The organism is Vibrio sp. 10N.261.55.F4, assembly GCF_041470465.1.
Lineage (GTDB): Bacteria > Pseudomonadota > Gammaproteobacteria > Enterobacterales > Vibrionaceae > Vibrio > Vibrio crassostreae_C.
The window spans coordinates 155885-167607 of the sequence record NZ_JBFRMM010000024.1; the positions used below are offsets into that span (position 1 = coordinate 155885).

At 45.5% G+C, this 11723-nt stretch carries 10 protein-coding genes; 7 read left to right on the plus strand and 3 right to left on the minus strand.

Annotation, left to right across the window (positions count from 1 at the left end; genetic code table 11):
* Window positions 1-112 precede the first annotated feature (112 nt).
* The 7 genes from rbfA (at window position 113) to AB4249_RS13555 (ending at window position 7502) form a co-directional block, all read left to right on the plus strand.
* The gene (rbfA, locus tag AB4249_RS13525) at window positions 113-526 is read left to right on the plus strand and encodes a 30S ribosome-binding factor RbfA (protein WP_017059232.1); all 414 of its coding nucleotides are present in this window, start codon (window positions 113-115) and stop codon (window positions 524-526) included.
* On the plus strand, window positions 526-1479 hold the full coding sequence (gene truB, locus AB4249_RS13530; protein ID WP_017059233.1) for a tRNA pseudouridine(55) synthase TruB: 954 nt from the start codon (window positions 526-528) through the stop codon (window positions 1477-1479). The genes rbfA and truB overlap by 1 nt, the downstream gene beginning before the upstream one ends.
* Before the next feature lie 218 nt (window positions 1480-1697).
* Complete coding sequence (gene rpsO, locus AB4249_RS13535) at window positions 1698-1967, plus strand: 30S ribosomal protein S15 (protein ID WP_010436144.1); 270 nt, start codon at window positions 1698-1700, stop codon at window positions 1965-1967.
* A gap of 378 nt (window positions 1968-2345) precedes the next feature.
* Window positions 2346-4466: a polyribonucleotide nucleotidyltransferase gene (pnp, locus tag AB4249_RS13540; RefSeq protein WP_017059234.1), complete on the plus strand. Its 2121-nt coding sequence runs from the start codon at window positions 2346-2348 to the stop codon at window positions 4464-4466.
* Between the two features lie 124 nt (window positions 4467-4590).
* A complete protein-coding gene (gene nlpI, locus AB4249_RS13545) occupies window positions 4591-5514 on the plus strand; it encodes a lipoprotein NlpI (protein WP_372103570.1) in 924 nt (307 codons plus the stop codon).
* A gap of 153 nt (window positions 5515-5667) precedes the next feature.
* Window positions 5668-6075 (plus strand): MarR family winged helix-turn-helix transcriptional regulator, encoded by a 408-nt coding sequence (locus AB4249_RS13550; protein ID WP_017056675.1) that lies wholly within the window; start codon window positions 5668-5670, stop codon window positions 6073-6075.
* An 89-nt stretch (window positions 6076-6164) separates the two neighbouring features.
* Window positions 6165-7502, plus strand: a complete 1338-nt coding sequence (locus AB4249_RS13555) for an MATE family efflux transporter (protein ID WP_372103573.1) — start codon at window positions 6165-6167, stop codon at window positions 7500-7502.
* A gap of 85 nt (window positions 7503-7587) precedes the next feature.
* Here the strand turns inward: AB4249_RS13555 and AB4249_RS13560 are convergent, their stop codons facing one another.
* The 3 genes from AB4249_RS13560 to AB4249_RS13575 all read right to left on the minus strand — a co-directional run bounded on the left by AB4249_RS13560 (window position 7588) and on the right by AB4249_RS13575 (window position 11706).
* Window positions 7588-8466, minus strand: a complete 879-nt coding sequence (locus AB4249_RS13560; RefSeq protein ID WP_372103576.1) for a U32 family peptidase — start codon at window positions 8464-8466, stop codon at window positions 7588-7590.
* A gap of 18 nt (window positions 8467-8484) precedes the next feature.
* Window positions 8485-9498, minus strand: a complete 1014-nt coding sequence (locus AB4249_RS13565; RefSeq protein ID WP_017068227.1) for a peptidase U32 family protein — start codon at window positions 9496-9498, stop codon at window positions 8485-8487.
* A 168-nt stretch (window positions 9499-9666) separates the two neighbouring features.
* On the minus strand, window positions 9667-11706 hold the full coding sequence (locus AB4249_RS13575) for a bifunctional diguanylate cyclase/phosphodiesterase (RefSeq protein ID WP_017059239.1): 2040 nt from the start codon (window positions 11704-11706) through the stop codon (window positions 9667-9669).
* Window positions 11707-11723 lie beyond the last annotated feature (17 nt).

The following is an 11723-nucleotide window of genomic DNA, read 5'->3' on the forward strand; positions in this document are numbered from 1 at the left end:
TTGACTAAGGTTACTAACATTACTAGTAAAGGTAATAAGTAATCGGTTGTTGAATACACCATGGGGGGCTGGTAATTACCAAGCCCCCCATCTTTCTAAGTGAGAAAAGAAAATGTCAAAAGAATTTAGCCGCACACAACGTGTGTCTCAGCAGCTTCAAAAAGAGCTTGCTCTTATCCTACAACGTGAAGTTCGTGACTCACGTATTGGTATGGTAACTATCTCAGACGTAGAAGTGTCTCGTGACCTTGCTTACGCAAAAGTGTTCGTGACTTTCCTGTGTGTTGGTGAGCAAACTCCTGAATCATGCCTTAAAGCTCTTAAAGAGCATGAAGTGCCAGTTCGTATGGCTCTTGGTAAGCGTATTCGCCACCGTCTAACGCCTGAAGTTCGTTTTACTTACGACAACACACTAGTAGAAGGCATGCGTATGTCTAACCTAGTAAGTGAAGTTCTGAACGATGATAAGCGTAAGCAAGAAGAAGCTGGCCGCACTGACGAAGCTCAGTCTAAGGGCGAAGAGTAATGGCTCGCCGTCGTAAAGGTCGCCCTATCAACGGGGTAATTCTATTAGATAAGCCGACTGGCATTTCGTCTAATGATGCACTGCAAAAAGTAAAGCGTATTTACTTTGCAGAGAAGGCAGGGCACACCGGTGCTCTGGATCCTCTTGCGACTGGCATGCTGCCAATTTGTCTTGGTGAAGCAACGAAGTTCTCTCAGTTTCTTCTAGATTCTGATAAGCGCTACGTTGTTATCGCTAAGCTTGGTGAGCGTACCAATACCTCTGACTCTGATGGTGAAGTGGTAGAGACACGTGATGTTAACGTGACTCAAGAACAGCTTGAGCGTTGCATTGCGAGCTTCAAGGGTGAAACCGATCAGATACCATCAATGTTTTCGGCATTGAAGTATCAAGGTAAGCCTTTGTACGAATACGCACGTGCAGGTATTGAGGTTCCTCGTGAGTCTCGTAAGATCACTGTGTACTCTATTGAACTGCTTCGCTTTGAAGGTGATGAAGTTGAAATGGAAGTGCATTGTTCGAAAGGCACATACATCCGCACAATTACCGACGATCTTGGTGAGATGCTAGGTTGTGGTGCTCACGTGACCATGCTTCGTCGTACAGGTGTCGCGAAGTACCCATACGAGCGTATGGTGACTTTGGAGCAGTTAAACGAGATCTTAGAGCAAGCACAGGCGCAAGAAATTGCACCGAAAGAGCTGCTTGATCCACTGCTGATGCCAATGGACACTGCCGTTGAAGACTTACCAGAAGTAAACCTGAACGCGGAACTGACTGACCTAGTTCAGCACGGTATGCCAGTTCAGGTTGCTGGTGCGCCAACTGAAGGCACGGTTCGTATGACAAGTGGCGAAGAGAAGCTGTTTGTCGGCGTAGCTCAGATTGCTGAAGATGGCCGAGTTGCACCGAAGCGTTTGGTTGTTTTCAGAGATGAAGAGCCACAAGCTTAGCGCTTATATCGAGTCAGATCTTAGCGGTTTGCCTTGAAATGCGAGCAAATAAGACAGAAAGCGAACGCCTAATTTAGGTGGTTCGCTTTTTTTGTTTTTAATGGGTTCGATTGTTATTGCACCAACTGACAAACTTCCCTATAATCCTCGGCTCGCGTAGCGGCTGAATCAGAGATTGGCTGCTACAAATATAAACTTACTCTTATCAGGAGAGAATTATGTCTCTGAATGCAGAAACTAAAGCAGCAATCGTTGCAGAATACGCACAATCTGAAGGCGACACAGGTTCACCAGAAGTACAAGTAGCACTACTTACTGCTTCTATCAACCACCTACAAGGTCACTTCAAAGCGCACAAACACGATCACCACAGCCGTCGTGGTCTACTACGTATGGTTTCTAGCCGTCGTAAGCTTCTTGATTACTTGAAAGGCAAAAACCTTGCTCGTTACCAAGACCTAATCAAGCGTCTAGGCCTACGTCGCTAATAGCGATGTCTGCAAAGACAGTTTGAAGAAAAGGAGCATTTATGCTCCTTTTTTTGTGCCTGTAAGAAAATGCTAGGCTGGATGCTCAGAATATCATCTGGCTTTTTCTGATAGGAAATATATCTCCTAATAAAAATAGTTTATACTACGCCCGCCTATAGCGTTTTCAGCGTTTGGCAATCAACCTCTCAAGAGATTACAGTCACAGATGTCGGCCAATAGGTCGCGACTATTCAAAGGCGGATTTGGTCTTAATTCGGCGTATGAACACATACAAAGAGTCACCATCCTAAGTCCCTTTTCACTAGTCGCGATTGGTAATGTCTTGAGTCATTATTCACTTAATCTAAAGTCTGACTTTAGAGCTAAGGATATACAATGTTTGAAAAACCAGTTGTAAAATCGTTCCAGTACGGTAACCACACCGTTACTCTAGAAACGGGCGTAATTGCACGTCAAGCTACTGCTGCTGTAATGGCGACTATGGACGATACTTCAGTATTCGTTTCTGTTGTTGCTAAGAAAGAAGCAGTTGCAGGTCAAGACTTCTTCCCACTAACAGTAAACTACCAAGAGCGTACATACGCTGCGGGTAAAATCCCTGGTGGTTTCTTCAAGCGTGAAGGTCGTCCTTCTGAAGGCGAAACACTAACAGCTCGTCTGATTGACCGTCCAATTCGTCCACTTTTCCCAAGTGCGTTTAAAAACGAAGTTCAAGTTATCGCTACGGTTGTTTCTATCAACCCTGACGTAAACCCAGACATGATCACTATGATCGCAACATCTGCTGCGCTTGCTATCTCTGGTGCTCCATTCAATGGTCCTATCGGTGCTGCACGTGTTGGTCACATCGACGGCGAACTTGTTCTTAACCCATCAAATACTGAGCTTGAAAACTCTAAACTAGACCTAGTAGTGTCTGGTACAGAAGGCGCAGTACTTATGGTTGAATCTGAAGCAGATAACCTATCTGAAGAAGAAATGCTTTCAGCTGTTGTTTACGGTCACGACCAACAACAAGTTGTAATCAAAGCAATCAACGAGTTTGCTGCTGAAGTTGCAACTCCATCTTGGAACTGGGAAGCACCAGCAGTTAACACTGAGCTTAAAGCTCAAGTTGCTGAACTTGCTGAAACTCGTCTATCTGACGCGTACCAGATCACTGAGAAAATGGCTCGTTACGAGCAAGTTGGCGTAATCAAGAACGACGTTGTTGAAGCTCTAATTGCACAAGACGAAAACCTAGATGAGCGCGAAATCCGCGGCATGCTTGGTTCTCTAGAGAAAAACGTAGTACGTAGCCGCATCATCGCTGGCAACCCACGTATCGATGGCCGTGAAAAAGACATGGTTCGTGCGCTAGACGTACGTACTGGTGTTCTTCCACGTACACACGGTTCTTCTCTATTCACTCGTGGTGAAACTCAAGCACTTGTTACTGCAACGCTTGGCACACAACGTGATGCTCAAATCATCGACAGCCTGATGGGTGAGAAGAAAGACAACTTCCTTCTACACTACAACTTCCCTCCATACTGTGTAGGTGAAACTGGTTTCGTTGGTTCTCCTAAGCGTCGTGAAATTGGTCACGGTAAGCTTGCTAAACGTGGTATCCAAGCAGTAATGCCTTCTGTTGAAGAATTCCCATACACAGTTCGTGTTGTATCGGAAATCACAGAATCTAACGGTTCTTCTTCAATGGCTTCTGTATGTGGTACATCTCTAGCTCTTATGGATGCTGGTGTTCCAATCAAAGCTTCTGTTGCGGGTATCGCAATGGGTCTTGTTAAAGAAGGCGACGATTTCGTTGTTCTTTCTGACATCCTTGGCGACGAAGATCACCTAGGTGACATGGACTTTAAAGTAGCAGGTACTAACGCTGGTATCACTGCACTTCAAATGGACATCAAGATCGAAGGTATCACTAAAGAGATCATGCAAATTGCACTTAACCAAGCGCAAGGTGCACGTAAGCACATCCTTTCTGTAATGGATGAAGCTATCTCTGGTGCTCGTGAAGATATCTCTGAATTCGCTCCACGTATCCACACAATGAAAATCAGCTCTGATAAGATCAAAGATGTTATCGGTAAAGGCGGCGCAGTTATCCGTGCTCTTTGTGAAGAAACTGGTACTACAATCGAAATCGAAGACGATGGCACAATCAAGATTGCTGCTACTGAAGGCGCAGCTGCTAAAGAAGCTATCCGTCGTATCGAAGAGATCACAGCTGAAGTTGAAGTTGGCCGCATTTACCAAGGTAAAGTTGCTCGTCTAGCTGACTTCGGTGCATTCGTTACTATCCTTCCAGGTAAAGATGGTCTAGTACACATCTCTCAAATCGCTGACAAGCGCGTTGAGAAAGTGTCTGACTACCTAACTGAAGGTCAAGAAGTTCCTGTTAAGGTTCTTGAAATTGACCGTCAAGGCCGTGTACGTCTAAGCATGAAAGAAGCAGTTGAAACGCCAGCTGAAGGCGAAGCACCTGCTGCTGAGTAATTCTCAGTGTGTCGATGGTGATATCGCTTTTTAGTGATTTCTAACCTATCGTCAACAAAGCATGTTATAAAGGGGAGCATATCGCTCCCCTTTTTTATTGCGGTCATAACAGGAGTAATTATTTGTGAAATGGTTTCAAACCGCGAGTATGTGTTTACTGCTTGTACTAACAGGTTGTGCGACAACATCAGATAACACCTCAAGTTGGGTTTATCCACCGATGGCTGTGCCACTGCAACCAAGCGTTCAGCAAGAAGTTCAAATTGCACGTCTTAGTCAGTTATTACAGCGCCCAGATTTGAACGATGAAGTTCGAGCTAAGATGCTGTTTGAACGTGGTAACTACTACGACAGTGTTGGCCTGCGTGATCTCGCGCGTCTCGACTTCAACCAATCTCTTTCATTGAACCCTGCTCAACCTGATATCTTCAATCTTTTGGGTGTTTACTTTACGCAGGTAGGGGAGTTTGATGCGGCTTATGAATCTTTTGATTCTACGTTAGAGCTTGATCCTGCAAACTCTTACGCAGAAAGGAACCGCTCTATCGCGCTTTACTATGGCGAGCGTTACGACTTAGCCAATGAAGAGATGATCAAGCACTATGCCGACGATCCTAGCGATCCGTTTCGCGCTCTGTGGTTGTACATCATTCAGCATGAGCTGACGCCAGAGCAGGCTAAGCTTGATTTGCAAAAACGTTACGAGAGCCGTGATGAGCAGTGGGGTTGGGTATTAGTCGCGATTATGCTTGATGACATTACTGAAGAGCAGGCTTTCAAGGCGATCTTAACCGGTACTCGTGACAACACGTTACTTGCGCAGCGTCTAACAGAGACGTACTTCTACCTTGCTAAGCGTTACCATATGAATGGTGATTACGCGAATGCTATCTCTTTGTACAAGTTAGCGGTTTCTTTTAACGTGTATGAATACGTAGAACATCGTTACTCTTTCTTAGAGTTAAGCCGTATCTTCACCACACTTAAAGCTGAGCACTTAGCGCAAGTTAAGCTGGCTGAGGCCGAAGAAGAAGCCAACGCTAAGTAAGCAACACATTTTGATTCCGAAAAGCCGCTGTCTGTCAGCGGTTTTTTTATGCTCCTTTTTTATGATCTTCATCTCGTTTTGATTGCTTTTTATTTAAATAACACTAAAATAGTTAGCCTTGCTAACTAAATGCTATTCTTTGATTAGGTGAGTATGCTGAACCAGAATTTAGAAAAGATTGAGCGCTTCGCCTCTAAGATATGGCGCACTCAGGTAAATGAAGATCCTATTTGCCAATTGAGCTTCAATGAATATGACTATTTGAAGGTCATTCAAGCCTCTCCTGAACCGATCCGATTGACAGATCTGGCGATTGAAATGCAAGTAACCAAGCCTTCAGCAACTACTATGGTTCAAAGGTTAGAGAGAAAAGGTCTCGTTGAGCGTAAAGCTTCGCTCGAAGATGCGAGGTCTAAGTTGGTCGTACTGACCAGCAAAGCGGAAGTCGGCTTGGAAGAAGAAAGTAAGATCTATCAGGTCATGGCACAGATACTGGAAAGCCGTTTGTCTGAGCAAGAATCTCAGCAGTTAAACCTATTATTAAATAAAGCTTTAAAGTAAATAATTTAGATATTTAGTTAGCCTTGTTAACTAACTTTTCGAGTCATATCTTGTTGATATGCGACTCACAAATGAAAGTAGAGTAAGAAATGAGTAACTCAATTAGTCGTCAATTTTGGCGATACACAATCCCTACCGTGGCGGCCATGTTGGTTAATGGCCTGTACCAAGTGGTGGATGGCATCTTCATTGGCCGCTATGTGGGGGCTGATGGACTTGCAGGTATCAATGTTGCGTGGCCTGTGATTGGTTCGATTCTTGGTATTGGTATGTTGGTGGGTGTGGGCACAGGTGCGCTTGTCTCGATTCGCCAAGGTGAAAAAGATACTCAAGGCGCTAAGCAGATCTTAGCAACGGGCTTAACCTTGTTGTTAGCGATAACGCCTATTGTCTCTGCATTGCTGTTCTTGTTTGCTGATAACTTCTTGCTTTGGCAGGGCGCTGAAGGGCGAGTGTATGAACTTGGTCTGCAGTACTTACACATTCTGATTGGTGCTAGTGTCTTCACGCTAGGTTCGATCGCGATGCCGTTTCTACTGCGTAACGATGACAGTCCGAACTTAGCGACGATACTGATGATCGTTGGTGCGGTGATTAATATCGTGCTCGATTACCTGTTTATCGCTCTCTATGGCTGGGAGTTGATGGGTGCAGCATTAGCAACAGCGATTGCCCAGTTTGTAGTAACGGCTCTCGGCTTGGCTTACTTCTTCTCGCGTCGAGCAAACCTACGTTTACGTTGGAATGAGTTGAGATTGAAGCTGGATGTGATTCCACAAATCTTCGCCATTGGTACATCAAGCTTCTTTATGTACGCTTATGGTTCGATGATGGTGGCGTTGCACAATGCGTTGTTCTCTCAATATGGCGACCAGTTGATGATCGGTGCTTACGCGATTTTGGGCTACATCGTGACGGTTTATTATCTCACGGCTGAAGGTATCGCCAACGGCATGCAACCATTGGTGAGCTACAACCATGGTGCGCGTAACCAAGCAAACATCCGCAAGCTACTTAAGATTGCGATGATGAGTTCGGTATTGATTGGTGTGGCGTTCGTGCTGCTTCTCAATGGGTTCCCACGTGAGTTTGTATCAGTATTTAACTCAGACGAACCTCAGTTAGTTGAGTACACGGTGTTGGGTATTCGACTACACATGTTTGCATTGGCGCTGGACGGTTTCTTAGTGGTAGCGGGTGCTTATTACCAAGCGGTAAACAAGGGCAGCAAGGCGATGTTTGTGACTATAGGTAATATGCTTATCCAACTACCGTTCTTGTACATTATGCCTAAGTTGTATGGTGTGCCGGGGATCTGGATTGCGTACCCACTGTCTAACATCGCACTAAGTGTGGTGGTGATGGTAATGCTCTACAAAGACTTAAAGAAGCTCGATGCCTCACCGATGGAAACAGCGACGGCATAGGCCGTGTTTCTTAAGTCGCATTAAAAAGGTCTAGCGAACGCTAGACCTTTTTTGTATCTGTTGCTGGTTAGTCCAATGCGAGGAACTAGATGTTCTTAACGTCTAAACCTGCAAGCTGATGCCAGTAACCATTACATTGGCGGCTTTCAACCTTCATCGGTTTTTGACCTTGCTCGTTCGCTCTGAAGTTATTGATTTCAGAGAAGGTATCGATACCGAGAGGGCTTAAACGAACCACATCAACCAGGTCGTGCATGTTCGGTAAATCATTGACTAGGTTGTAGCAGTAGCCTGATTGCGTCTGAATACCGTTAAGGTTGAAGACTGATTGGCCTTCTTGGCTTTCTACTTGTAGCCCTGTTGGGTACTTGATACAGCAGGTTTCGCAATCGTCTTTAGCTTTGTTTTCAGCGCGAGCGGTAAAGCAGCGTGCTGAGTAAGCAAGCGGCAGGTAGCCGTGGCTAAACACTTCAACTTCGAACTTGTTACGAATATTTAGCTCTTCGCACTGGGTCATTACGTTGCTTAGCCATTCGCGAGAAAGCTCAACCGGCATACACCAACGCGTCATGCCTTGTTTCAAGAATAGGTTCAGGGTGCGTGCGTTGTAGGTGTTTACTGCCGGGCCAACCACGAAAGGTACTTTGCTTTCGCTGGCCAGTTGAATTGCAGACACATCATTGGCTTCGATCGCAAAGTCACCGTTATCGATGTACTTCTTCATGATGTTGACTTCGCTTGGTGCTTCTAGCAATGCCATGGTGGAAAGTACGACTTGCTTACCTGAAGCCGACAGCTCTTTAGCAATGTCCATCCAGTGTTTCGCTTTAATCTCACGACGCTTTGAACACACCGCTTCACCTAGGTAGATGATATCGGCAGAGCTTGATTTCGCTTGCTCATAGAAGCTTTCAACGTCTTGTTTTGGCCAAAAATAAAGTAGAGGGCCTAATGCGTATTTCATTGAGTTCTCCATTTGGCTCTATTGCCATTTACGGTGATAAGCGCCAAGCGTGGTTTGTGTACCTTCAGATACATTCGCCAGTGTCGCATTCCAAGCTTGTTCCACTTGGTATTGTTCTGGGTTCGCTAAGTAGCGATCGATAGCTGCGCGCCAAGTGCGAGTGACTTGTTCAACATAAGCCGGGCTGCGTTGGCGACCTTCAATCTTCACTGAGGCAACGTTTGCCGCGAAAAGCTCAGGCAACATGGATAGCGTGTTGAGGCTGGTGGGCTCTTCAAGTGCGTGATAGCGCTTACGTTCACCATCGATCTCGGCTTCAAAGCGGCCTTTACACAGCGTTGGGTAACCTGCGTTCTCACCTGCTTCATACTTATCGATAAGGATTTCGTTCAAGCGAGACTCGAGGCCAGTTTCTGTTTCTTGCCAGCGAACGTATTTTGCGGGAGAACAAGCACCAACGGTATTTGGTGATTCGCCTGTCATGTATGAAGAGAGGTAGCAACGGCCTTCTGCCATGATGCACAAGCTACCAAAAGCGAATACTTCAAGGTCAACGTCAGAAGTGATGTTACGAGAAAGCTGTTTGACCTGATGAATCGACAACACACGCGGTAGTACGACACGCTTAACGTTGAAGTTTTTATGGTAGAAGTCGATAGCCGCCGCATTGGTCGCAGATGCTTGCACTGATAGGTGCAGTTCGAGATCTGGATACTTATTTGCTGCGTACTCAAGCACCGCGATGTCTGCGATGATCAGCGCATCAACACCCAGAGCAGCGGCGTTGTCTACGGCATTAGTCCAACGGTCGAAGCCATTTGGGTGAGCAAACGTATTTAGGGCAACATGAATTTTCTTGTTGTGGTCATGCACATACTGCACAGCACGATCGAGCTTTTTACCCGCAAAGTTTAGGCCTGCAAAGTGTCGGGCATTGGTATCGTCTTTGAATCCGATATAGACAGCATCCGCACCACAATCAATAGCGGTTTTCAAAGCAGGTAAGTTACCCGCTGGGCATAAGAGTTCCATTTGCTCACTACCAGTAGAATTAAGTTGAAGCGAGCATTTTATGAAGAATTGTGAATGACGGAATTGATGTAAGGCAGGTTTAGATGGATAAATCTGCTTTTACTCCGTTTGAGGTACTGACGAGTGACCGTTTTACATGTTGGCTTGGTTTAAATATGAGGTACTTGATTAGTTCTTATGACGGCGGTTTTGGGCAAACAACTCTTCGACATCTTGTTTTGGTTGCGGACGGTAGAAGTGGAAGCCTTGAATCGAACTACAGTTGAGGTTCGATAGCAGAGTTGCTTGCTCACTGGTTTCGACACCTTCAGCAACCACGGTCAAATCGAGAGATTTACCTAGGTTGATGATGTTTTCAATTACGGTGATTTGCTTTGGTAGGGTATCGATATCAGAGATGAAAGCACGGTCTATCTTAAGCTCATCAATTGGGAAGCGAGCAAGGTAAGACAGTGAAGAGTAACCTGTACCAAAATCATCAATGGAGAGAGCAAAGCCAAGTTTCTTGATGGCGTTAAGCATTTGGAGTGTGTGTTCACTATCACTCATCACCGCACTTTCCGTTAGCTCGAACGTAATCGCACTTGGATCAAGCTCGGTCGAACGCAGTAGCTTTTCCATGTAATCAATCAGTTTCGGGTTACCAAACTGTTCTGGTGAAAGGTTGATAGCCACTCGACCTGGAAGGATACCTTGCATCTTCCAGCGCTTAACCGTAGCAAATACTTCACGCATTACCACTCGGCCAAGTTGTTCAATAAGCCCTGCTCGTTCCGCCACAGGAATGAACGCGGCCGGACTGATATAACCTTCGACAGGATGCTTCCAACGTACCAGAGCTTCAGCGCCGTTGATGGTGAAATCACGGGCATTCACTTTCGGTTGATACCAAACCTCAAGTCCATTTTGTTGCAGTGCTTTTTGGAGCTCTATCTCAAGCCACAGTCGCATACGCGCTTCTTTATTCATCTGTTCGTTGAACTTGATCAGACGATTACGACCACGATCTTTCGCTTCATACATTGCTGTGTCTGCATTTTGCAGCAAGATACGAGCATCAGTACCATCTTGAGGAAAGCTCACACTACCAATAGAGCAGGCTAAGCGCTTGCTAAAGTGGTGAAGATCGAAGGGTTGATTGATCAGGGAAATGATCTTTTCAGCGAGCATTTCAGGTGTTCGCTGATGTTCAGGTTCTGGAAGGATAATACCAAACTCATCCCCGCCTAAATGTCCAATCACGGCCTTACGAGGCAGTAAGCGTTTAAGACGCGAAGCGACCTCTTTAATCACCTTGTCACCGATGTGATGACCAAGTGAGTCATTGATATTTTTAAAGTTATCAATGTCTAAGTAGAGCATCACCACCGGCGTATCGTTGTGAATGAACTGCTCAAGACGCTTAGTAAACCCAACTCGATTGTAGAGTTTGGTCAGTGCATCTATGTAGGCATCTTCACTGTTTGCTGGTGTGTATTGTTTTGCGGTTTCTTGTGCGTCTTGAATAAGCACCAGCTGAGTGTTGCTTCCAAGAACGGTGGTGGAGTCGATGTTGAGCTGGACCTTACGTTCAAAGCCGCATCGCGCACCCGTTAAGCAAACCAAACCAGACTCAGAAATAATAGAGCTGAGGTTATTATTGAAGACTGTTTTGGTTTGTTCATCGATAAATAGGCGTCCCAGCTGTTCGCCAATTAACTCTGTGGTTGAGTTAAAGCCAAGCAGGCGCGCTGCCGCTGGGTTGGATGACAAGATATAGTCACTTTCAACGAGCAGTAATCCGTCAGGGAGTAGTTGAGATAGTTTGTGGAATTTGGCTTCGGATTCTTCTAAAGAACGGACAAGTACTTGGTTTTCTGATGTGTCGAAGGCGTGAAAGACGATGTAGTCGGTTTTGTTGCCATTGGTAAGCGGAGATAGGCTGAAATGAAGGCTGGTATCGAGGTCTGTTTCGTTGAGGGTGACTTCGGCCTCAATCGTTTCGCCACTGAATGCACGCTCATAGTAAGGCTTGAGATGTTGGTAGAACTGTTCGCCCAATGTTTGGCGATCATTCATGCCTGCAAGCTCTGTTTGACTCAAACCAGCAATATCGCAGTAACGCTCATTCACCATAAAATAGTTATGTTGAGCATCAAGTACTGCAAAAAAGAACGGACTATTTGCAGTTAGCTGGGTAAACCAATGTTGTAGTTGTTGGGGAGGCATCAAAGTACTACCAATTC

Coding starts and splice junctions, on each gene's coding strand:
- rpsO (WP_010436144.1), top strand. CDS start 1,698: ATGTCTCTGAATGCAGAAACTAAAGCAGCAATCGTTGCAGAATACGCA.
- AB4249_RS13560 (WP_372103576.1), bottom strand. CDS start 8,466: ATGAAATACGCATTAGGCCCTCTACTTTATTTTTGGCCAAAACAAGAC.
- AB4249_RS13565 (WP_017068227.1), bottom strand. CDS start 9,498: ATGGAACTCTTATGCCCAGCGGGTAACTTACCTGCTTTGAAAACCGCT.
- AB4249_RS13555 (WP_372103573.1), top strand. CDS start 6,165: ATGAGTAACTCAATTAGTCGTCAATTTTGGCGATACACAATCCCTACC.
- rbfA (WP_017059232.1), top strand. CDS start 113: ATGTCAAAAGAATTTAGCCGCACACAACGTGTGTCTCAGCAGCTTCAA.
- pnp (WP_017059234.1), top strand. CDS start 2,346: ATGTTTGAAAAACCAGTTGTAAAATCGTTCCAGTACGGTAACCACACC.
- truB (WP_017059233.1), top strand. CDS start 526: ATGGCTCGCCGTCGTAAAGGTCGCCCTATCAACGGGGTAATTCTATTA.
- AB4249_RS13575 (WP_017059239.1), bottom strand. CDS start 11,706: ATGCCTCCCCAACAACTACAACATTGGTTTACCCAGCTAACTGCAAAT.
- AB4249_RS13550 (WP_017056675.1), top strand. CDS start 5,668: ATGCTGAACCAGAATTTAGAAAAGATTGAGCGCTTCGCCTCTAAGATA.